Source organism: Paenibacillus sp. Soil750 (assembly GCF_001428045.1).
GTDB lineage: Bacteria > Bacillota > Bacilli > Paenibacillales > NBRC-103111 > Paenibacillus_E > Paenibacillus_E allorhizoplanae.
In genome coordinates this window covers 77,841-99,739 of sequence record NZ_LMSD01000044.1, presented here as the reverse complement: position 1 = coordinate 99,739, position 21,899 = coordinate 77,841, and the positions used below count along the sequence as shown (strand labels likewise).

The window sequence follows — 21,899 nt, the reverse complement described above, 5'->3', positions numbered from 1 at the left end:
TTTTATTAGAGTTCAATGATCTTTGTAGCCACATTTTCACAAAATTCACTGTCATGCTCCACAAAAAGAATAGTTGGTGAGTATTCAAGCAGCAACTCTTCAATTTGCATGCGAGAGATAACATCAATAAAATTAAGCGGTTCATCCCAAATATGCAAATGAACTTCCTCGCAGAGACTTTTTGCAATCAGCACTTTCTTCTTTTGCCCTCCGCTAAAATCTGAAATATCCTTCTCAAATTGGACTCTTGAGAAATCAAGCTTACTTAGAATTGATTTAAAAAGGCCTTCATCGATCCCCTTGCTGGCTGCATACTCCGATAAATTACCTTTAAGATGGGAAGTATCTTGGGATACGTAGGATATTTTCAACTGACTATCCCTTATAAGGTTGCCTGTATAGCTTAGATCTTCACCACAAATAAGTTTGATAATACTTGATTTCCCGGAGCCATTCTTACCCGAGAGTGCAATTCGTTCACCTTGTTGGATAGTAAAGCTAATATCTGCACAAACCATTCTCTCTCCATAAAAAATCGATAAATGATCCAGCTCAACCAGTTGGGTTTTATGAAAAACAAGTTGCGAAATCTCTAAGCTATCAGAGTTTTCAATATTTTTTAGGAGTTTCGACTTTTCATCAATAGCAGCCTGCTGTCTTTGTGCAATTGATTTAGAACGTTTCATCATTTTAGCAGCTTTGTGGCCAATGTACCCTTTATCTACTTTAGAACCAGAATTTCTTGTTCCATTTTTCGTTTTCTCCACTTCATGTGACCAGTTTCCCGTCCGTTTAGATGAATCCGATAAGCGTTTAATATCTTTTCTAAGTTTATCGTTCTCCGCAAGTTCAAAGTTATCTTGTCTCTTTTTATTTTCCCACCAACTTGAAAAATTACCTCTTTGAATTTCTATATTGGTCTTATTGATTGAAAGTATATGATCTACACAGTTATCCAGAAATGACCTGTCGTGAGACACCAAAATATATCCTTTTTTGGTATTGAGATAATCACTGATAAGTTTTCTTGCATTCCTATCAAGATGATTCGTTGGCTCATCAATTAGAAGAAAACTATTTTCCTTAATAAATAATGCTGCGAGTAATACTTTCGTTTGTTCCCCGCTAGACAATGAATTAAAAGGCCGATATAAAACATCTTCAGAAACCTTGAGCAGTGAAAGTTCACGTACTAGTTGCCAGTGCAGATAGTCCGGAAATATGTCGCTGATTACATCGAGCGTATTATTCTCTTTATTTTCCACATAGAAAGGGAAATATTCAAAAACAACATTAGCTGTAATATTTCCGCTATATTCATATTTACCTAGCAACAAGTTAAGAAATGTCGTTTTGCCCCTCCCATTTCTCCCGGTAAATCCCAACTTCCAATCCGTATCGATTTGAAAACTTACGTTCTCAAATATGTTATCGTAACTGCCCTCGTAGGCAAACGACAGATTTGTAACACTTATTAATGACATAACATTATCCTCCTGTATGAAATAATAAAAGCCACAAGAAAGTTACTTTCTTGTGGCTCAAATAAATACAACAAATCTAGCCCCCTAAGGAATTAGATAAGGATATATGGTTTGAGTAAAAAGAATAAGTAACTTTCTTGCATATAAAGAATAAAACATGCGAAATAAACCTCTCGCTTTTGTCGTTTTATTTTTTTATATTCGCAAGAAATATTACATTAAACTTTTCAACTCCATTCATTAATTAAATGGAATCATATCATACCCATTTATTAATTTCAACTCACAAGGTCCTGGTACCGAACAGCACAATTCATCAAGATATCAGTGGACATTAAAGAAGATGACCACTGACCAGTTCAGGGACCATCTCCTTGCCATCTTCTTCTGAGAACGTTTCGTTAAGCGAACACACCGCTATTAGTCATTATTACAACAGCCTTCTTCTCCGTTCAAGTGCCCGGACCGCTCGATTTTCGTCTTCAAATATTTCTCGTTATATTCAGATACATCTCCCCAAAGCTGCACACGATCCTCTACATCCAATCCTGCTTTACTAAGTGCATCTAATTTTTTGGGATTGTTTGTGATCAGCGTGACCGGCTTTGTCCGAAGTGCTTTTAAAACCTTTATCGCGTCGCTATAATCACGTGAATCATCAACAAAACCAAGTTGAAGATTGGCATCCACCGTATCGTATCCGTTTTCTTGTAGAATATAGGCAAGAGCTTTGCTAAAGAGCCCGATACCGCGTCCTTCATGATTAGCTAGATAAAATAACGCGCCGCTTCCATGGTCGGCAATATGTTTCAACGACTGATTGAGCTGGTAACCACAATCACATCGCTTACTGCCGAAAATATCGCCGGTATGACAGATGGAGTGAAACCGAATTAAGGCATGATCAGCATTTTGAAAATCTCCATGTACGAGTACACTCGATTGTTGATATTCCGCTAAATTAGAAGAAGATAATTTGGCGACAATACGTTCAAAATCTTCAGTCGCTTCGTTGCAATTGAGCCAGCAGTACCACTTAAACTGGACTGTCTCTCCATTTAAGTTAACCGGTAGCTTAATGGGTCCGACAAGATATACTGCTCTTTCTTCGTCCGTTTTGATCAGTTTTATTTTCTCTTGTAGCAGTGAAATTACTTTAGGATCAAATTTTTGCACGACAGGCATGGATACTTCTCCTTTTCAATCTGCATGGGGATTTCCGACAATGGGCGCAGCGGCGACTATTTCTTTTCAAAAGCTTCGTAATTCCTCTACACAACAACCTTCAAATAAATGTTCAGCACGATCGCCACACCCTTTGTCTGTATACGGACTTAGTCCCCTTAGCCATGCACCAAATTAACGGAAATAATACCGGGCCATACCAATTAACATCACGATCGCTAATCGAACTCATCATACTTAATTAAATTGCCAACAGCTTAAGCTTAGATTCCCGTATTGATAGCTGCGGTGAAGCAGATTCGCCTGACGATTGGTGTCACCAGATCCCATTGCAAGAAACAGTGGAATAAAGTGCTCACTTGTTGGCACGGCTTCTTGAGCATGAGGAGCCAGTTTATGATATTGAAATAGCGCCTCTGTATCCCATGACTCGAGCTTATTCTGGAGCCAATTGTCAAACTGTTCAGCCCAATCATCATTTCCTTCGGACTGCCACTTCAATCTTCTTAAATTGTGGACTGTTCCTCCGCTTCCGATAATGAGAATATCCTGTTCCCTAAGTTCCGACAACGCTTTGCCGATTTGATACTGCTGCTCGTTGCTTAGATTACGATTCACGGATAGGGCGACAACCGGGATATCCGCCTCAGGATAAAGTAACTTCAAAACCGCCCAAGCCCCGTGGTCCAGTCCTCTACTCTCATTCAGAACGCTCGGAATGCCTTTCTTTTCAAATAATGCCCGAACATGCTCGCTCAGAGAACGATCACTCTTGGCCGGGTAGGTCATCGTATAAAGCTCATCCTGAAACCCGCCAAAATCATAGATGGTTTCATACGTTTCAGTAGCACTGACTGTCTGTACCGGCTCTTCCCAATGAGCACTAAAGAGTATGATTGCTTTCGGTCTAGGTGTATTGTTCTTAAAATTCTTAAGCAGTTTTGTGTATTCGTTATCCTCAAGCACGATTGATGGCGCGCCATGCGCGAAAAAATAGGAAGGCATCATACCATTTCTCACTCCTTTGTTGTAATCAAACCAGCATCCTGATTAAGCCAATTTAGAAAATCAAACTGGTTCTCTTCCGATACGCCATGATCCGTCGGATATAAATGAAATGTTAGGCGCGGCGTCTTCTCTTTGAAATACGCCGCTGCCTCGTGACCTATCCGTACTGGAAATACGGAATCATACTCGCCATGGGAAATAAACACGGATACATCCTTCACGCTTCGCAATGGATACTCCGTTTTCACAAACTCAGGAACGTACCCATTTAGTGAAACGATTCCCTTCAGCTCATTTCCCATCGTAAGTGCAAGTGTCATCGACAGAATCGCACCTTGGCTAAAGCCAAGCAAATACCGTTTGCCTGGATCGATCGGATATTTTTCCGTCGCATATTGAATGAATGCTTCAAGTTGACTTACCGCTTCGTCAAACATCTCTCGGATAGGATTACCCAAACTTTTCAAATCATAATACTGGTAACCTGCTCCAAGCGGTAAATTACCGCGAATACCGATAATGATAAAATTATCAGCCAACGGAGCTACCAAACCGAACATATTTTTTTCATTGGAGCCTTTGCCATGCAAGGTAAGGACTACCGGATATTTCTTGTCTGGGTCCATATTCGCCGGTAAATGAACATCATATGAATAAGCAGAAATCATAAAAATCCTCCTCGTTTTAATTATTTAGCTAAAGCATCTACATTGTTATATCCCAAATAATATTAGTAATAATAAAATAATGTTTATATAAGTAATTTAATGTATGACATGCTAGCGTGTCAATAGATGTTTTGTTAATATGTAATTAAGTTTTGTATTACTAATATTTTATGAGAGGTGCAATCAGGATGGATATCGGCTCAACTATACGGGTAATTCGGAAAAGAAAAAATATTACTATCGCCCAAATTTGCGAAGAAACCGGCTTGTCCCAAGGCTTCATGAGTCAGGTTGAAACCAATAAAACCTCCCCCTCTATTTCGACGCTTGAGAACATAGCACAGGCTTTAAAGGTCCCTTTAGCTTATTTGCTCTTGAAGAAAGAGGAGCGAATGATGGTTGTTCGCAAGGAAGAACGAAGCATTACAACAAGCGGTTCTGACAATTTAAAGGTGGAGCACTTAAGCTCCACAAAGAACGTCAAGATGATGGTGGTAGAGTTCCCTCCAGGCGCTTCGACGGGAGATATACCTCATGCTCATGAAGGCGAGGAGGTCCATGTCGTTATCAAAGGAAGAATATTCGCAGAACAGGGTGAGGATGCGGCTGAATTCGGAGAAGGTGATTCGTTCAGTTGGAACGCATGTACACCCCATTTGGTAAGAAATATTGGGAAAGAAACGGCAATCGTGCTTATTTCTATCTATACAGAAAGCAACAGCGGACAAAACCTTATCTGAAAGTTAGGAAGGTTTTGGACTCCTCCGCGATGATCGATCAAATCTTGTCACTTGGAGTCCGCTGTACTGTGATAATAAAGTATAAGACAGGATGTATTGAATCCGCTCGATTTTTCGAATTACAAACCCCTTTGACTCCGAAAATTAAGTGTTAGAATGCCAAAAAATACAAAAGAGCAGCAGCCATGGACGGGAAAATAATGTCCTGGACTGCTGCTGTTTTATTGAACAAACGTTTTCCGCTAGCGGAATGATTTCAATACCCTCTACTACCCTTTTACTCTCAAATTATTTATTCGTTCATTGTAGTACCGGTCCTTACTTCACTTGCAACAAATTTATGATTAAGGTAACTGCCTCGGCTCGTGTTGCAATCCCATTCGGTACGAACTGATTGTCGCCGCGCCCATTGACGATGCCCAGTTGCTTAGCTGTCAATACTGCTCCTTTAGCCCACTGTGCAATCTCATTATCATCTGAGAAGCCGGTATTTACATCCGTTGCGATCTTCTTGCCGCTAGCCTTAGTGATCATCATGGCCATTTCCATTCGTGTAATCTTGGCCTGCGGTCGAAAGGATCCGTCCGGATATCCAGATAGGATCCCTGCTTCTACAGCTTGAGTGATCGCTTGCTTCGACCAAGCGGGGATCTCTTGCAAGTCTGTGAAGCTTAATGGGGTGTTGCTCAATGCAGGCTTTCGTGCACTTATAAGCATCGTTACGAATTCCGCTCGCGTAATAATAGCATCCGGTTTAAAGCTTCCATCCTCATAACCTTTGACGATTCCTTGCTTCACTGCTTGTTTGATTGTCATTTCTGCCCAATGGCCGGAAATATCACTAATATTCACGACCACCGAGTCGTCTTTAGGCGGCAACTGGGCTGTTTTATCACCGACGAGTACCCCGGGTGCAGCCACTTTTACCGTTACCGTGTAGTTTACCGAGCTGTCGTCGGCCGCTACTACCGCATACGTGATCGGATTCGTGAAATCCTGAGAAGTTGTTCCACTTACCTGCGATTTATTCGCTACTTTCACACTTGCCCCTGTTGTTGCAAACGTCGGAACAAGCACTTTAATATTCGTGCCATTCGGAACTGTTAATACAATTCTATGGTTTTCTTCGTCAACCATTCCACTAACGACAGGGTTCAAGCCTGCGAATGTAAAAGCGGTGATTGCTTTCGCAGGGTTTTCCGCTACTTTTACCGTTACTGTGTAGTTCGTCACGCTTTGATCAGCTGCTAGGACACCGTAAATGACCGGGTAGGTGAAATCCAGTGCTGTCTTTCCGCTACTCACAGGTGTTACAATTCTTTGAGACGATAGTTCAACTGCCGTCACACTGGCCCCCGTTATGGTAAAGATTGGAATTAGCTCTTTTACATTCGTTCCATACGGCACAGTCAATGCAATCATCTTGTTTTCTTCGTCAACCGCTCCCGTTACTCCGGGATTAAACCCTTCAAAGCTAAATGCCGTAATTGACTTCTCTTGAGCCTTTGCGATCGATACTATAACGGAATAGTCCACAGTGCTGTTATCACTGGCCTCTACGGTATACGATACGGGATTCGTGAAATCCTGAGAACTCGTATCGCTCACTTGTGGTTCATTGCCTACATGCACACTTCCCCCTGCTGATGTGAATGTCGGAACAAGCGACTTTATATCCGTGCCATCTGGAACTTCTAAATTAATCAAATGCTGCTCTTCGTCAACCACTCCAGTAACGACAGGGTTCAAGTCTGCGAATTTAAAAGAAGTGATCTTCTTAGCCCCTTCACCTATCATTACCGTTACCATGTAGGTCGACCTGCTTAGGTCAGCTGCGATAACATCGTACTGGACTGGGTTCGTGAAATCCTGTGCTGTCTTTCCGCTCACTTGTTTTACCGGTATAGTGACCGGAATTACAAATATTCCTATAGGTTGTGAGGCATTGGTTCTGAACATGATGTTTGATTTTACATCCGTCATCATACTGGTCCCCGTAATGGTAAACGTCGGAACAAGCGCCTTTACATCCGTTCCCTCCGGAACCTTTAAAGTAATGACTTTGTTCGCTTCGTCAATGGTTGTGGCTACCTGCGTATTCACATTCATTCCTGCAAAGCCAAATGCCGTAATCGACTTCTCTTGGGACTTCGATTCCGACACTCTTACTGTTACTTTATACATCATTGGACTGTCACTTGGTACACCCGTATATACCCAAAAGTTGACTGGACTGGTGAAGTCCTTTCGTCCCACCCTTATTGGTTTTTCGTTATATTCAAGTAAATCAGGGAATGATTTCAAAAATACATCTATGTCTCCATTAGTTCTTATATAAGACTCGTTAAAAGCTCTTCTATAATAAGCATTAATATGGTCATCATTTTCATCTATAAATTTTTGCGTGATTCTTTCCACATCAATTCCCTCAAAGAGATCACCCCATTCGGCTTCTTTCGCTTTTGTACTTCTGAAATGATGCTCGTATTCATTCAAGAAATCAACACCAGTCATGTACACCCTCGAATCCAGATTCGTTACATCCGTTCCAAACGGCACGTCCACGACTATCGTCTTATTAGCCTCATCAATCGTTCCGTACGCATTCCCTTGATTTGGAACTATAACGTAAAACATGGTGATCTTTGCATCAGGGTTTGACACATCTGCATAAGCTCTATCTTCTCCTCCTGGTACAAGCACTCCGACCAGTACCATTACCACCAGTAGAAAGATGGACATTCCTTTATTAATTTTAATTTGCAATTTCTATTCCTCCTTGATTAAATGCGACGGATACATGGCTACTTTTAGTCCCAATATCGCCTATGTATATCAAGTCAAAACAAAAACGCCTCCCCCGAACGGGGGAGACGCAAAGAAAAATTAATTAGGCGTCTGTAACTGTCTCGCACATTGCACCGCTTGAACGCGATTCTTTATGCCAAGCTTACTGTATACATTTTTAATATGTGACTTTACCGTTTCACTTTTGACATTCAGAAGTAAGGCGATTTCACTATTTGACAATCCATCGGCGATCAATCGTAATACCCTTATCTCTTGTCTTGTTAGGGCTTCTTTATGCGCCGAATTGTCTTCCGAAGTAACATTTAAAGCCCGTAGAAGTTGCTTGATGTACCCCGCGGAAACAGGTGAATGTTGGTTGGCTTGCTGCACATTTAAACTAACGGTAAGCATTTCCAGCATTACAGAGCCTTCGTCAACAAAGCTGCGAATATATCCCTGTGGTTCTGCCAGTAGTAATGCAATTTCCAACTGTGCGAGCCCAGTCTCCGATTGACCCGCAAGCCAAAGCGTTGCACTATGTACGATCAATACCTTGACTCTCTCACGGAGAAGGTCATCCCTATCTACTAACAGATACAACCGTTCCAGCAGGTACAACGCTTCTTCCAATCGTCCACTCGCTGCAAGCACCCTAGAAAGAACCAAATACTCTGCCAAATCACTCATTGCTACTTCATCCGCATGTTCCAAACCGCACCCACGCAACCAATCAAGTGCACCTTGAAGAGCACCTTGCCGTAGATATAGATACGCCTGTTCTGCCTCGACTTTCGCGATAAACAAATCATAATCCGGTGAATCAATTTTCGCCTTTACCTGTACTAGCAGCTCTGATGCTTGCTTTGGATTTCCTTCGGCTTGCTGAACCCGCGATGCGGCGATCCCGATTTGAACCATGAGCCGTGCAAAGGGCTGAAGATCTTGGCGACCCCATGACTGACCGATGCACAACGCTGCCTCCTCCAACCGATTCCACTCATACATCAAATTGATATAAGTCAGGTACATGTAACCGATAAATGGATAGTGTTTCTTATGCTCCCATGCTCTAATCCATCTCACTAAGTAGTTTTCCACCGCATTCAGATCCTGAATTAATGTTAATTGGTCATAATTCGAACTATAGCCTTGATATCGGTTCTGTCCCATCACTTGAAAGAAGCTTCCTTCTGGCATATATCTTTCTGTAAGCTCCATGTAATCCGATGATTGAATCAGGTCATTTTGAACATAAGAGGCGATCCCGCAATAGAAATAGATATTTCCCATAACCTTGTTCCAATCTTCATCAGGTGATTTCCCCTGAAGCGCTTCGAAGCGGGCTTTGGTTTGCCACATTCGCTGAAAAGCAGTTTCCCATTGTCCTCCGAGCATCATGACGGATATATAGAACATCTCGAGCATTGGGGTCTCCTCAAAGGCTGCTTCCGGTAATACGGATATCCATCTCATCAAGGCATCACTCTTCGATTGCATCAAAGCAGGCGGATTTTTCTCGATTAATCGAATGGCATCGGCGTACTGTTCTCCTTCAAGATAATGATTCACGGCTTCTTCATTAAATCCATGACCTTCCAGCCAAATGGCCGCGCGGATATGTGCTTGCATCCATTGATCCGGATCCGTTTCGGACCATAGATGCCGTAAGAAGTCGGAAAGCAGATGATGATAGCGATACCAACTGCGCTCTTCATCCAGAGGAATAATAAACAGATTCAGCTTTTCAAGTCTTTCTAAATGCTCTTGAGAGTTCGGTTGCCCCGTCACAGCCTGGCACAACGAACGATTCATTCGGTTTAATATTGAGGTTGCTAATAAAAAAGCCCGCATAGACTCTGATTGATGATTGAGCACTTCTTCGAGCAAATAATCGAATATGTGATTTTGCCTGCCACTAAATTGATGAATAGATTTCGCTATATGAGTGCTTCCCTTCAAAGAAATCGCCGCCAGTTGCAGCCCGCTGATCCATCCTTCGGTCTGCTGAAACAGCTCCGTCACTTGCGCAGTGGTAAGTATTAAGTCGGTTTTATCCCGAAAAAAGACGACACCCTCGTCCAGTTGAAAACGCAAATCCTTCTCCAGTATTCGGTGCATTTCCCTCTGGGCCAGAAGTCTAGCACTAGGGATTGGCAGATGCGTACGACTAGCGATGTAAAGATGAATATGGCGAGGTAAATGTTCTAGCAGATAGCTGAAGGATTGATGAATTTCAGGAAGTTCAATGAAATGAAAGTCATCGAGAATAATGACTAGTTCATCGGTTAACGCATTCAGCTCATTCAAGAGTTCCTTCAATACATGTTCTACAGAAACCGAAGATCCTGCATTCAGATGAGGCTCTATCGTTGAGCCAAAGCTTGGGATTTTCTCCTGAATGGAAGCTCTTATGCAGATCCAAAAATGAAACCAATCATTATCCTGTCGATCCAATGAGACCCACGCAGCAAGTACGCCGCATTGGTTCACCCATTCACTTAATGCTGTTGTCTTACCATATCCTGCTTGTGCGGAAACAAGCGTCAGCTTGGTTTCCAGCCCCTCATTAAGCTTCCGTATCAGTCTTGGTCGGGATACCAAAGATTTGCTCACATGGGGGACAGAAAGTTTAGTTTTTACTATCACTCAGATTTCCTCCCCATGCAAGATATTGTTGATATGAATACATTCTACCAAACCCTACATTCTCCCTTTTTCTAAATTGATAATTTAATCCACCGTTGTGATGTTAGGCAAGTTTAAATTTAAAAAAATTCCCGTTAACAGTGTTCTGGACCCACAATCATTAGTTTTTGAAATGAGTGCTGCGTCTCGTTTGCTTAACGCCATCTGCCAGTCTACTACTTTATATTCTCAAGACTGTCGCGACAAAAAATCCCTCAACGGAGAGGGATTTTCTAATTTTCCAATTAATCTGTTGTCTTGAACCCTTTGATCGATAGTGGTAAAGCTTAAATAAAATAAAAACTTATGACAAGAGCCTTACAATTTTTTAATCCTTACATACTTGCCATACAACCTGAAAATACCGAACCCTAGTAGGCCTCCAACGCTATTTAGGATCAGATCATCCACATCAAAATTTCCGATGGAAAAAAAGACCTCCAAGCATTCCAGGAGTAAGCTCAATCCCAATGATTGGATAAATACTCTAATCAGCGATATCATTTTGCTTTTAGACATGATTACAATAAAAATTCCATACGGCATGAATGCCAAGATATTCCCAACCAAATTGATTACTCCATGTATTGACGGAGTTAGAACGGTAACGGAAATAGTTTTAAACGGAATAAAATTACCATACAGCATTCGGTGCATACTATACGCTGGGTTAGGGTTCTCTAGATTTTTCTGTAGTCGTTCCCACAGAAAGTCCGTATCAATCGAGCCATACTTAAATAATATGATTCTAAATAAAGTAAGCATATACAAGACAAACAGTACTTGTAGCACAATGCGACTCATTTGTTTCATTTTTCTTGTCCCCGCTTTTGAGTTCTATGCTCGTTCGAGGTTTACCCCAATAAAAATTAGGATAAGGGAAACTGTTTAAATAAAAAGTGGGGTATTTATAAAGTTTTCCTTAAATTTCATGTGGGATGGCGGGGCCATTCGTTTTGCCGCGATTGAACCCATTGCGAGCCAAAAGATAGCGACTATCGTAGCTGATTTTTGTAAGCTTCGTCCGCTAGTGCAGTTATCTATGGAGATTAGCGGTAGTAGATCTATTGCAGAAAGAGTTCGATCCGGTGAATTGGACTTCGGTATATGCGCATCTCCAGCAGTAAACCTCATGTTGGAGTTTGAGACACTGATCGAGGAAAAATTGGGGGTAATGATGAGGGCCGACCACCCGTTAGCCAATCAAAGTTGCATCTCTGTGGACGACCTCATAGGACAAACCATCCTATTAAAAGAGCAAAACTGTATTTACCGGGAGTTATCAGAAGGAATGTTAGTTCAAACGAGTAAAGATCCTTTTTCGGGTATCGAAGTGGGAAGTTTTTATGTGATTCGGCAAATGATTAAGGCAGGTTTCGGCATCGGGATTGTTCCTATGTATGACTGTTTGGGACTAGAAAGCACTTTGGTTATCAGACCTTTCGTCGATATTGACCCCGTTGTCGTAATAGGATTAGTTTATAAAGATAACAACATCTTGGGCAGAGCAGCATTATTATTAATGAATGCCTTAAGGGAGGTTAAAAAACAAAATGATATTCATTTGTGTATAATTCATCGAATAACGACCCCCAGCCCCTACTACAAAAAACGTTCACCCAAATGAGTGAACGCCAACTATCTTTATTGTCTAATTCAAAACATTAATGTCTTTCCGACAGCCTTGATTATAAGCTGAATTCACTAGGATTTAATCCAAGCGAATTGCATATGTCACGAACCGCGGCTTTCTCTTTATCATCGAAATCACCATCTGCAGCCCCGATTGCGCTACAAACACCAACGATGACTCGCCCAATCTCAGGCTTATTACTAAATTTGGCAATTGACTTTAGTGCTTCTTGTTTGCCAATCATGGCGTCAAACTCGAGGTTACCAACATAGTGATTAAATCGAGCAATAACATCGCTCATATCAAACACTTTTAATTCTTCACTACGGCTCATGTATCCAGCCATTTTTTGCTTTTCATTGGCATCAATGGATCCGTCTGCTGCCGCTACAACCGCACATCCAGCAACTACAGCATCCATAAAGTCTTTGTTCTTGAATTTCTTAACCTGTTCGGTTAAGCCTTGTTTTGAATTTTGCAACCATGATTTGAATCCAATACTCATATAGGAAGCCTCCATTATATATATTTGCACGCTTCCTTTATTTTAGATACAATTTTTAAATTTAGCAAATTATGTAGAAATTAATCGAGTTGTGCTTTATCTCAGCAAAGCTTAAATCTGATCAGATGATCGGTCTAATGTTCTCTCTTTAAGATTTCAATCTGCTGTTCCCTATTAAATCGTCATGCGGAAATACATCACGAAGATGTATGTAAACTGGATTTAAACCATTTGCGAAGCACCATTCCTTCAATCGTTCCAGATCACAGCACCCCACAATAGTGATCGTCTTCACTCCTGGAAAGCGAGGTTCTACCCAAAGCTGTCACCCCTCCATCCTTGTTTTCGCCTTTGCAACTTGGACAGCCTTCCGAATTTCTTCGTAGCTGGTGCAGCGGCAAAGATTCGACTGCAGCCAGCCACGGATCTCTTCATCATTGGCATTCGGCTTCGATTGTAGAAGCGCCTGGCAAACCATAATAAACCCTGGTGTACAAAATCCGCATTGAAAAGCAAACGTTTCAATAAATGCTTGCTGCACGGCCGTCTCTCCACCCAAGCCTTCAATCGTTGTGACCTTACGGCCAGGAGCTTCAACAGCAAGCATAAAGCAGGATTTGATCGGCGTGCCATCGACCAGCACGGTGCACGCACCGCAGTCCCCATTCTCGCATCCAGCTTTAGCGCCAGTAAGCCCAAGGCACTCCCGCAGGACACGCAGCAGCGTATCAGCTGAACGAATGGTCACCTGATGTTTTTTCCCATTGACCGTGAGTTCGACTTCTCTTTTTCCGCTACCACGTCTTTGGATCATCGACCTCCCCTCCGTTCCAGTGCGGCTAATGTATCCGATAAGGTGTTGCGAAGCACGAATCTGCGATAGTCAGCTGAAGCGAGTATATCGTTTAGCACCGGTAACGGCCAGCTTCGAATAACCTGATCAATCCGCAGTTTTGGAGGAAGCGAATGATTATTCAACCGCTCATCAATCTGCTGCGAGCGAAATGGCACCGTGCTTACACCACTGAAAGCGAAGCGCATCCAGCCTCCCATGTTCATCGCGCAAATGCGAACGACTGGGTAATCGATGTAGGCCATCTTGGTACACTTCACTGTGAATGTGGGCTGATTCAGATATCTTTGATCTGTGATGATCTGAATTAAAACTTCTCCTCGCTCCAGGCGGAGTTCCCCATTGAAGACGGAATGAATCGACACCTGCCGCACGCCATTTGGACTAGCAAGAACAACTTGGCTGTCCGAGAGCAAGAAAGGCAGCAGCGCCTCCCGATAAAATAGCTTCCCGCAGAGATGGCCTCCAATGGTTATTTTGTTGCGGTTCGTCTGATCGGCTAGATGCAGAACCGTCTCGGTGAGGAGTGGGAAAGAATTGTCGTCGGCGAGCTCTGTAAGGGTCCTTGCCGCCCCGACGATCCAGTGACCATCTTTATGCAGCAGTACATTGGATTCTGGAATCGCCTTTACATCAATTATTGCCCCCGTGCGAAGCTGATTTAGGCGTGCCATCGTTATAATCTCCGTGCCTCCTGAATAATATAGCGGATCCAATCCCAGAGAGTCGGCGCGCTGAAACGCTTGAATCGCCTCTTCCACTGTATCCGGCAATACATACTCGAAATCAAAAGAGATCATGTGCAGCCCCCCTTGCGCGCCATATCAATTCGGGTGTAAGAGGTAGTTGGTTCAGTTCAACCCCGGCGGCGATCGAAAGTGCATTCGCCAGAGCGCCCGGCATACCGATCGTTCCACTCTCCGCTACGCCTCGAGCACCGTAAGGGCCATCGACAAACGGTGTCTCGACAAAATCAACCAAATATTCGGGCTGATCACCGAAGCGGGTTAATTTATATGTGCGAAGATGAGGATTCAATACGATGCCTGCTTTGTTAAACAGGAACGCTTCCCGGCTCGCGAAGCTCAGCCCCATATTCATCCCGCCAACGACTTGCCCATGCGCCGTCCCTGCGTTGATCACTTTGCCGACATCGATGACGGAAGCTGCCTTCATAATCGTGTACGTACACTCCCGTGTATCGAATTCGACGAGAACCGCATGTGCGCTTACAGTCCACTGTTGACCAGGAATCCCCTTGCCCGTCTCGGGATCCAGCGCCTTCTGATGATGCACGCGATATCTCCCTCGGCCGATTACCATATTTCCTGAAGCACTGCCATCTGGGTACATATATCCACTAACGAGCGTTCGTATCTCCAGACAAATACCTGGCTGATTTTTCACATATACGTTTCCACCGCCAACCACAAGTTCCTCCGGTGGTCTCTTCAGCACGACGGAAGCGTTATGCTTAAGTTGTGCGATCGCATCATCCGCTGCATCGAGCACGGCTCGGCCGACCATCATCGTGCTGCTGCTTGCAACCGTTTTCCAATGCTCCGGGGTGATTTGGGTATCAACATCAAGTTTGATATGAACCTGATGAACCGGCATATTCATTCTCTCCGCTGCGAGCTGGGCCATGGCGGTTCGGTTCCCTTGACCAATTTCGATCGAACCCACACTCAGGTTCAGAGATCCATCGTGATTGAACGTGATGGTAGCGCTTGATCCGGTATCGATCATGGAACCGGACACTTTCCAAACACACGAAAACCCGGTGGCTTTTACTTTGAAGGGATCTTTCTGCACTAGCTGCATGTTCTCCCCCTGCATCAGCTCTCTCAACTTGCGGATACATTGCCTTAGATCGCCAATGCTGCTGTGGTTCAATAACGTTTGCGTCGGTGTCGTGTCCCCAGGTTGAATAGCATTGAGTTCCCTTAGTTCTAAGGGATCCATCTGTAACTTCTTCGCCAATAGATCCATCGCCCGCTCTGTACAATAGAGCACTTCCGTGTGGCCGAACCCTCGAAATGCGGTTGCATAGGGGTGGTTCGTATACACACTTAGTGCATCACAATGGACATGCTCGATTCGGTATGGACCTGTACAATCCACGGCCGCAGATTCCGTCACAGCAGTACCTTCATCCGTATAACCGCCATTGTCAAACAAAAGTGTGATCTCTGCAGCAGTTAGCAGCCCTTTACGAGTGGCTCCGAGCTTCACTCGTGCTTCCAATCCGATGTGGCTTGGCGATCCGATCATATCAGTCTCGCGGGTATTGTTAACCTTGACCGGACGGCCGCCGCAGGCGAGCGAAGCCAAATAACCGATGTATTCGAGTTGTACGGATCCTTTTCCCCCGAATGCCCCCCCGACCAGCGGTACGCGAACTATGACTTTAGATTGATCAATCCCAAAAAAGCGCTGAAAAAATCGTTTCATCGTGAAGGGGTCTTGTGTCGACGTCTCAATTTCTACCGTACCGTCTGGCTTTGTTTCAACAATTGCGCAGCGAGGCTCCATCGCGCTATGATCCGATGTGCTGAAAGCGTAACTGCCTTCAACCGTCACTTCGCTTAGTGCCCACCCGGCTTGCATGTCGCCTTTTCGAATTTTCACGTGATTGCCAATATTGGTCCCTGGTACAGGATGAACCTCATTTGTCTTTGGATAGCTCGCCAAGTTCTCATGAATTAAAGGCGCTCCGGCTCGAAGAGCGCTACTTGGCGACTGAACGACAGGAAGAGGTTCGAAACCAGTTCTAATCAGCCTTGCTGCTTCCTTGGCAATGTGCTCGTTATCCGCAACGACGACTGCATAGGGCTCGCCGTAATATCGTACCTTGCCTTTTGCTAGCGGTGGCCGATCCGCGAGCGCACTGCCGACAAGCACGGAGTGATCAGCCCCTGTTACAACAGCGTGAACACCAGTTACTTGGAGAGCTGCAGCATAATCAATATATAGAATCCGGGCATGGGCATGTGGACTTGTCAGCAACCAGCCATGCAAGTGACTAGGAGACTGCGTATCATTCGTATATCGAGCAACTCCTGTCACTTTATCTTTCGATTCAACTCGCGGAATAGCTTTACCAATGACGGTCAAGCTTCACTCCCCCCTTTTTCCAATGGTCATTGTACATCTTATATGGAAAAAGGTTGTCCTATACGTCCTTAATGTGTACTCTACAAATTTCTCGTTAAGTAAAAATAATAGGTAAAGAATGACTCGGTGTTCGCGTATGGACAATACTCATTACACGCAAGAATCACCCATGGTTGCATAACTAATGATATGCTGCTTTAAGAATTCTTTACTTTGCTGCCCAACCCAATTCTCTACTTGATATCCATCTTTAAATAGTATGAAGGTCGGCACGCTTGTCACACCGTATTCAGCTGCGAGTTCTTTTTCCTGATTGATATCAACTGTAGCAACGGTTGCCTGATATCTTACTTCTTGAGCCAATTTCTCATCAATGGGAAGCTGGTCTTGGCAAGATTTGCTGCTAGGCTCATAAAAGTCAACAAGTGTGATCCCATGATCGATCTGTCCCCTAAAAGTTGCTTTTATTAATGAATGAATTTCCATTCCGTAACCTCCTTATATTTAATTCATTTAATATGTCGCTTAAGACAATGAAAACCCCGCTTTCGCAAGCGGGGTTTTAGAGAAAAAACGTTAGCCAATCACATTCGATATGACTTCGATATTGCCTTGAGTTGCTCTAGCATATGGACAAACTTTATGGGCTTCATCAACAATTTCCTGAGCTACACTGATATCTACGCCTTTTACGGTAATATCGAAATGAACTGCAAGTACATAGCCGTCATTCGCATCCTTACCGAGTGAAACATTTGAAGCTATTGAGATGCCTTCTGTTTTAATACCTTTTTTCCTAATAACCGTCCCCATTGCACCTTCGAAGCATGCAGCAAATCCTGCAGCGAACAACTGCTCCGGATTAACACCGTTACCAGGGCCGCCTAGTTCCTTCGGATATCTCAAATCCAAGTTAAGATTGCCATCGCTCGAAACTGCTTTACCTTCTCTTCCACCTTCAACATTTACAGTAGCCGTGTACAATTTCTTTTCCATTTTTATCATAGTAACATCTCCTTTTGACTGGTATATTCTTTACGCTTTGTGCTCAGCTTATCCAAACAATACTCAATTATTGCGATGTAATTTTAGTGAAATAACGATTAAACCTGACGGAATAAATCAACACGTAAACCACGATTAGTGCAGCAAACATATTGAAAATAACCAAAGATATATTCAAATTGAAAAATTGAGTTAGTATGCCTACCCCAACAGGGGGAACGATAAACCCGAAATACGCACACAGATAAAATGCTGAAATAACTCGCGGACGTTCTTCCGGCTTCGGCAGCTGTCCGGCAAAACGCAATGCAACCTGAAACGTCCATCCGGCACCAATTCCTTGAATGAATATGCCAGCCCAGAGTAAAAACAAGCTCTCTGCCTGACCGGAAAAAACAATAATCCACGATCCAATGGCCAGAGACAAGATTGCAATCCGCATCCGTGTAACGGGATTACGCGGCCAAGGGAAGAACTGCATCAGCGCTCCTCCGCCTAGAAGCATTAAGATTAACAATCCTGAAATTGACAGATTGTTCGTGTGAATGACATGCTTGACGAATGATGGAATTAGTGAAAACACAACACCACCTAATGTAAAGACGGTAAAGATCGGAAGCCCGATAAAAGACCAGAAATGAGTGCTAATATTATCAGGTACTCCGAGCGAAATCTTTGCTTTAGCCGGCTTCTGTAACGCTAATTCCTCGTGCTTCGGCAGTAATTCCAGCACAATCAAGGAGCTGAACAACATGACGAGCAAAATCCAAAACGGCAAACGAAGCGGTTGAACATGCAGATATTCCACGATTAAACCCGAAATCGCTGGGCCCAAACCAAAACCAATGTTCACGACCACCCCTGATAACTTTAGTGCTGTTCCCACTTTATCTTTAGCGGTTTGTTTTAACAGAAACGCGCTGGCTGTACCTGTAAAAGCGCCATAGGCGATGCCTTCCAAAATCCGTCCCGCATATAGCATCCAACTGTTGGAGCTAATAATAAACAGCAACGTTGATGCGATTGAGATCCATATACTGAATCGAAGAACGTTCTTCAATCCCCAGGCATTCCCTCTCGCTCCTACGACAAGTAAGGTTGGCAGCAAAGCAGCGGCATAAACGGCAAACAAAATCGTGATTTCCAAACTGCTCATTTGATAATGCTCCCCATATAAAGGGAATATAGAAGAAATAAACGTGGCTCCACAGGACATGATTAATACAACCCAAAGCATTCTTATCATAAAGTCTCTTTTCCCCTCTTTAAGAAACGTAATTTAATCCCGTCCTGTCGTTAAATTTAGTTTGCTACAATATGACCTGTTTATTGCAAGTTATGTCCAACGATTTTTAGTCTCATATGCCCATATTTAACACGGTACACTGAATAGGATATATTATTTGACGTAGGCATACATCGAATCGACGAGAAGGATGGATAATACTAAAATTATAGTCCTTACCGTCGATATTCGTTAGACATTCTGTCATGTATGAAAGTTGATGCCAATTACTTCATCCATCATGTTCCTCATCGAACCTGCATGTTCTTTGCCAAATTTCTCTTCGAATTCAGCCTGTGCCCGCTCCCAGCCGAGTCTTCCTAATTCCATGCGACTTAGTGCTTCGTCGGTAATTGATACGATTCTAGCTCGCCGATCGCGTTCGCTTACCTGAATATTTACCAAGCCATCACGCTCCAGTGGCCGTAGATTATGTCCAATCGTGGCACGATCCATAGTCATAAGTCCAGCTAATTCATTCATTGTCTGTGCCCCTCGGTTCTTCAGGTAACCTAAGATGGCATATTGAGTAGCTCGTAGGCCCGATCCTGACTCTGCCAAGCAGGTATCGTAGAAACGTGAAATATGACGTGCTGCGCGTCTTAACTTTGTACAGTTACAGAGATCCATGTTGGTTATCATCATTCTACACCTCCAAAACGTTTGATGACTCATCGCATAAATTGATTTTAGTCTCATATTCCCCTAATTGCAAGAGGAAGAACATGGTTCACCAAAAAAACTACCGATAGGATCGGTAGCTTAACTTGCTTAATGTTATCTTACATACTGAAACATATTTTCTTTTACCTTTGCCACTTCGGCCGGCGTGCGATGGACTTCAATACACTCGTTGACGTCAAATTTATTGCCGTCAAGATCATAGAAGACGAAGTTGATACCGCATGCGCCGCGATCTGCAAGATGATCCGTCTGCACACCACTCGATTGCAAATGGTTGTAGAGGTGTTCGATCTGCCTCACTTCAAATGTAAACCTGAACATCGGATAGCCTTCCTTGTTCGGAAACGCATTGTCGATCTCACCTTTCGTCTCCACCAGATGCAGCCATTGTCCGTCTGACAGTTTCATAATCGCTTGGGCTTCCTCCGGATTAAACGGCACCGCGAATTCTAAACCGAAATTCCTCTGCCACCATTCCGCTGATAGGATCGGATTTCGTACCGGCACGTAGACAGAACAAATGCACTTCAAACTGTTTCCCAATCTTTGCGGCGTGCTCTCATTCATTTTCATCATCCCTTTACAATCATTTCTCTTACATTAGAATGAACGAAATTCGCGTCGGAAACCTAACAACCGAATACATATTATTTTGCCACCACGTGAAATAAGTTGCCGTCCGGATCTCTGAACGTAAAATGTAATTGTCCTCCGGACGTAAGCAGCTGCGTGAGCTGTGTACCTCCCTTGTTCAATCCGAGATAAGCTCTATAAATGTCGAAAGGATTTCTTCGATGGAAAGCATCGACTAACGCGTCAAAATGTACGGGGTTCACTGAATGAGCTTGTGTTTGCTCGCTGCTTTTCTGAGCCAACTCTTTTAACCTTCGGCGAGCTCTCCCAAGGGTTACATGCACCGTAGCCTCATTCATTTCTACGAATACCGCCGTTTCTTTAGCCTTAAAATCGAATATGTCCATCAGTAATAAAATAACGGCCATCTTCGGCGGAAGCCGTTCGGCAAGTTGCTCGAGCAGCTCTCTACTTAACAACGATGCATCCGTTGAGATTGCATCATTCCCCGACTCGATGGAAACAGTCTGAATTCGCTTCTTCCTCTGCACATCAATCCATGCGTTTCGGACGATGCGGTAAAGAAAGGTTTTAGTCACTGGTCTTTCCGGATCCTTAAGCAATGCTTCGTTTAATTTGAGCCATGCATCCTGGGTCAGATCGTCGGCATCCCATCGATTTCCAGCTACATGCATGCTGTAAGTATATAGAAATAGTTTATAGTCCATTCCTCTACATTCTACTAGGCGCTTGCGAATTCCTTTATTGATATTTAGCTTATCGGGGAATGCTAGGGTTTATCTCACGTTTACTCACTCATTCGCAGGGATTCTAGATTAAGCTTTATTCAAGAAACGATTCACTTCTCCAGCAAATTCGTGTGGGTATTGAAACAGGAAGCCGTGATTTGCATCTGGATAGATGATCAACTCCGCATTTGGGATGTGACCCGCGAGTAAATAGGAGTTCACGGTCGGAACCATAATGTCGTTGTTGCCATTAGCGACAAGTGTCGGTTGCGTGATTCCCGCAAGGCGTGCTAGTTTGCCCATATTTGGAATACCCCAGCGAATAATGGCCTCGTCCTGCGCATCACGCGTTGCCAATGACGGCGTCTCATCTCGATCTTCTGTCCGAGTAAAGATACGTCCTACGAATTCTTGCCCCTTGGCTTGACTGTTCTGCGTTTGAGCAAAAAATAGGTAGTAGATGTCTTCAGCGCCTTGCACATCTTTAATCGCATGACTGCGAATGTCATCTTTCCAACCATGCATGTCTCTCCCGCCTTCTGGACCTGTTCCAGCAAGTATCAAACGGCGAACAAGATGAGGACGTAGAAGTACAACTTCTTGCGCAATAAAACCACCCAACGAGAAGCCTAATAGGTCGACCGTTGTTAAGCCAAGAGCATCAATGAAACCCAATGCGCCGCGGGCCATTTCGGTTATCGTCTGTGGTGTCGTTCCTGTAGAACGTCCCACTCCGCTGTTATCAAAAAGAATGACTTCACGTTCAGCGGCAATGTCATCAACTAGCGCTGGATCCCAGTTGTCAATATTGCCGCGAAAATGCTGTAGGAACACAACAGGAATCGTGCCAGTTTTGCCAAAACGGCGGTAAGCATAGGAAGTTTGATTATTAGATGTGATCGTTAAAGTTGTAGCAGTGTATTGGGACATGGATG

The 21,899-nt window shown here is 43.6% G+C and carries 20 protein-coding genes; 2 read left to right on the top strand and 18 right to left on the bottom strand.

The features are described from left to right. Positions 1 to 5: 5 nt before the first annotated feature. The 4 genes from ASL11_RS34665 to ASL11_RS34650 form a co-directional block, all read right to left on the bottom strand. On the bottom strand, positions 6 to 1,484 hold the full coding sequence (locus ASL11_RS34665; protein ID WP_056625816.1) for an Lsa family ABC-F type ribosomal protection protein: 1,479 nt from the start codon (positions 1,482 to 1,484) through the stop codon (positions 6 to 8). A 420-nt stretch (positions 1,485 to 1,904) separates the two neighbouring features. Continuing rightward, the gene (locus ASL11_RS34660; RefSeq protein ID WP_056625813.1) at positions 1,905 to 2,669 is read right to left on the bottom strand and encodes a GTP cyclohydrolase II; all 765 of its coding nucleotides are present in this window, start codon (positions 2,667 to 2,669) and stop codon (positions 1,905 to 1,907) included. 237 nt (positions 2,670 to 2,906) lie between these two features. Continuing rightward, positions 2,907 to 3,677 carry a DODA-type extradiol aromatic ring-opening family dioxygenase gene (locus ASL11_RS34655; protein WP_056625807.1) on the bottom strand — a complete coding sequence of 257 codons (771 nt, stop codon included), beginning with the start codon at positions 3,675 to 3,677 and terminating at the stop codon, positions 2,907 to 2,909. Positions 3,678 to 3,685: 8 nt separating this feature from the next. After that, positions 3,686 to 4,345, bottom strand: a complete 660-nt coding sequence (locus ASL11_RS34650) for an alpha/beta hydrolase (RefSeq protein ID WP_056625803.1) — start codon at positions 4,343 to 4,345, stop codon at positions 3,686 to 3,688. A 188-nt stretch (positions 4,346 to 4,533) separates the two neighbouring features. Between ASL11_RS34650 and ASL11_RS34645 the strand changes: the two genes are divergently transcribed. Next, the gene (locus tag ASL11_RS34645; RefSeq protein WP_056625801.1) at positions 4,534 to 5,085 is read left to right on the top strand and encodes a helix-turn-helix domain-containing protein; all 552 of its coding nucleotides are present in this window, start codon (positions 4,534 to 4,536) and stop codon (positions 5,083 to 5,085) included. Positions 5,086 to 5,403: 318 nt separating this feature from the next. Here ASL11_RS34645 and ASL11_RS34640 read toward each other — a convergent pair whose 3' ends face one another. The 3 genes from ASL11_RS34640 to ASL11_RS38290 form a co-directional block, all read right to left on the bottom strand. Then, positions 5,404 to 7,851, bottom strand: a complete 2,448-nt coding sequence (locus ASL11_RS34640; protein WP_056625798.1) for an S-layer homology domain-containing protein — start codon at positions 7,849 to 7,851, stop codon at positions 5,404 to 5,406. Positions 7,852 to 7,971: 120 nt separating this feature from the next. Beyond that, positions 7,972 to 10,521 (bottom strand): LuxR C-terminal-related transcriptional regulator, encoded by a 2,550-nt coding sequence (locus ASL11_RS34635; protein WP_056625796.1) that lies wholly within the window; start codon positions 10,519 to 10,521, stop codon positions 7,972 to 7,974. Positions 10,522 to 10,878: 357 nt separating this feature from the next. Continuing rightward, positions 10,879 to 11,325 (bottom strand): VanZ family protein, encoded by a 447-nt coding sequence (locus ASL11_RS38290; RefSeq protein WP_442953121.1) that lies wholly within the window; start codon positions 11,323 to 11,325, stop codon positions 10,879 to 10,881. A 166-nt stretch (positions 11,326 to 11,491) separates the two neighbouring features. Here ASL11_RS38290 and ASL11_RS34625 point away from each other — a divergent pair, with 166 nt between their 5' ends. Further along, positions 11,492 to 12,187, top strand: coding sequence for a LysR family transcriptional regulator substrate-binding protein (locus ASL11_RS34625; protein ID WP_056625791.1), 696 nt, complete (start codon positions 11,492 to 11,494; stop codon positions 12,185 to 12,187). A gap of 61 nt (positions 12,188 to 12,248) precedes the next feature. On the opposite strand, the gene ASL11_RS34620 is transcribed toward ASL11_RS34625, so the two are convergent. The 11 genes from ASL11_RS34620 to ASL11_RS34570 form a co-directional block, all read right to left on the bottom strand. Continuing rightward, entirely contained in the window at positions 12,249 to 12,698 is a 450-nt protein-coding gene (locus tag ASL11_RS34620; protein ID WP_056625787.1) for a tellurite resistance TerB family protein, read from the bottom strand. 325 nt (positions 12,699 to 13,023) lie between these two features. Next, positions 13,024 to 13,512, bottom strand: coding sequence for a (2Fe-2S)-binding protein (locus ASL11_RS34615; protein WP_056625783.1), 489 nt, complete (start codon positions 13,510 to 13,512; stop codon positions 13,024 to 13,026). Further along, positions 13,509 to 14,351, bottom strand: a complete 843-nt coding sequence (locus ASL11_RS34610) for an FAD binding domain-containing protein (protein ID WP_056625780.1) — start codon at positions 14,349 to 14,351, stop codon at positions 13,509 to 13,511. Before ASL11_RS34610 ends, ASL11_RS34615 begins: the two co-directional genes overlap by 4 nt. Beyond that, a complete protein-coding gene (locus ASL11_RS34605) occupies positions 14,338 to 16,668 on the bottom strand; it encodes a xanthine dehydrogenase family protein molybdopterin-binding subunit (protein WP_056625777.1) in 2,331 nt (776 codons plus the stop codon). Before ASL11_RS34605 ends, ASL11_RS34610 begins: the two co-directional genes overlap by 14 nt. 150 nt (positions 16,669 to 16,818) lie before the next feature. Next, complete coding sequence (locus ASL11_RS34600) at positions 16,819 to 17,154, bottom strand: thioredoxin family protein (RefSeq protein ID WP_056625774.1); 336 nt, start codon at positions 17,152 to 17,154, stop codon at positions 16,819 to 16,821. Positions 17,155 to 17,244: 90 nt separating this feature from the next. Then, complete coding sequence (locus ASL11_RS34595) at positions 17,245 to 17,673, bottom strand: organic hydroperoxide resistance protein (RefSeq protein WP_056625771.1); 429 nt, start codon at positions 17,671 to 17,673, stop codon at positions 17,245 to 17,247. A 67-nt stretch (positions 17,674 to 17,740) separates the two neighbouring features. Further along, a complete protein-coding gene (locus ASL11_RS34590) occupies positions 17,741 to 18,910 on the bottom strand; it encodes an MFS transporter (protein ID WP_268796265.1) in 1,170 nt (389 codons plus the stop codon). A gap of 252 nt (positions 18,911 to 19,162) precedes the next feature. After that, the gene (locus ASL11_RS34585) at positions 19,163 to 19,603 is read right to left on the bottom strand and encodes a MarR family winged helix-turn-helix transcriptional regulator (RefSeq protein ID WP_056625766.1); all 441 of its coding nucleotides are present in this window, start codon (positions 19,601 to 19,603) and stop codon (positions 19,163 to 19,165) included. A gap of 132 nt (positions 19,604 to 19,735) precedes the next feature. Then, positions 19,736 to 20,209, bottom strand: a complete 474-nt coding sequence (locus tag ASL11_RS34580; RefSeq protein WP_056625763.1) for a VOC family protein — start codon at positions 20,207 to 20,209, stop codon at positions 19,736 to 19,738. A gap of 80 nt (positions 20,210 to 20,289) precedes the next feature. Continuing rightward, positions 20,290 to 20,943 carry a sigma-70 family RNA polymerase sigma factor gene (locus ASL11_RS34575; RefSeq protein ID WP_082596067.1) on the bottom strand — a complete coding sequence of 218 codons (654 nt, stop codon included), beginning with the start codon at positions 20,941 to 20,943 and terminating at the stop codon, positions 20,290 to 20,292. A 108-nt stretch (positions 20,944 to 21,051) separates the two neighbouring features. Beyond that, positions 21,052 to 21,894, bottom strand: a complete 843-nt coding sequence (locus ASL11_RS34570; protein WP_056625760.1) for an alpha/beta fold hydrolase — start codon at positions 21,892 to 21,894, stop codon at positions 21,052 to 21,054. Positions 21,895 to 21,899 lie beyond the last annotated feature (5 nt).

Excerpts from the sequence above, each read along its gene's own strand:
- ASL11_RS34665 (WP_056625816.1), bottom strand. The coding sequence starts at position 1,484 with ATGTCATTAATAAGTGTTACAAATCTGTCGTTTGCCTACGAGGGCAGT.
- ASL11_RS34660 (WP_056625813.1), bottom strand. The coding sequence starts at position 2,669 with ATGCCTGTCGTGCAAAAATTTGATCCTAAAGTAATTTCACTGCTACAA.
- ASL11_RS34655 (WP_056625807.1), bottom strand. The coding sequence starts at position 3,677 with ATGATGCCTTCCTATTTTTTCGCGCATGGCGCGCCATCAATCGTGCTT.
- ASL11_RS34650 (WP_056625803.1), bottom strand. The coding sequence starts at position 4,345 with ATGATTTCTGCTTATTCATATGATGTTCATTTACCGGCGAATATGGAC.
- ASL11_RS34645 (WP_056625801.1), top strand. The coding sequence starts at position 4,534 with ATGGATATCGGCTCAACTATACGGGTAATTCGGAAAAGAAAAAATATT.
- ASL11_RS38290 (WP_442953121.1), bottom strand. The coding sequence starts at position 11,325 with ATGCTTACTTTATTTAGAATCATATTATTTAAGTATGGCTCGATTGAT.
- ASL11_RS34625 (WP_056625791.1), top strand. The coding sequence starts at position 11,492 with ATGTGGGATGGCGGGGCCATTCGTTTTGCCGCGATTGAACCCATTGCG.
- ASL11_RS34620 (WP_056625787.1), bottom strand. The coding sequence starts at position 12,698 with ATGAGTATTGGATTCAAATCATGGTTGCAAAATTCAAAACAAGGCTTA.
- ASL11_RS34615 (WP_056625783.1), bottom strand. The coding sequence starts at position 13,512 with ATGATCCAAAGACGTGGTAGCGGAAAAAGAGAAGTCGAACTCACGGTC.
- ASL11_RS34610 (WP_056625780.1), bottom strand. The coding sequence starts at position 14,351 with ATGATCTCTTTTGATTTCGAGTATGTATTGCCGGATACAGTGGAAGAG.
- ASL11_RS34600 (WP_056625774.1), bottom strand. The coding sequence starts at position 17,154 with ATGGAAATTCATTCATTAATAAAAGCAACTTTTAGGGGACAGATCGAT.
- ASL11_RS34595 (WP_056625771.1), bottom strand. The coding sequence starts at position 17,673 with ATGATAAAAATGGAAAAGAAATTGTACACGGCTACTGTAAATGTTGAA.
- ASL11_RS34590 (WP_268796265.1), bottom strand. The coding sequence starts at position 18,910 with ATGCTTTGGGTTGTATTAATCATGTCCTGTGGAGCCACGTTTATTTCT.
- ASL11_RS34585 (WP_056625766.1), bottom strand. The coding sequence starts at position 19,603 with ATGATGATAACCAACATGGATCTCTGTAACTGTACAAAGTTAAGACGC.
- ASL11_RS34580 (WP_056625763.1), bottom strand. The coding sequence starts at position 20,209 with ATGAATGAGAGCACGCCGCAAAGATTGGGAAACAGTTTGAAGTGCATT.
- ASL11_RS34575 (WP_082596067.1), bottom strand. The coding sequence starts at position 20,943 with ATGGACTATAAACTATTTCTATATACTTACAGCATGCATGTAGCTGGA.
- ASL11_RS34570 (WP_056625760.1), bottom strand. The coding sequence starts at position 21,894 with ATGTCCCAATACACTGCTACAACTTTAACGATCACATCTAATAATCAA.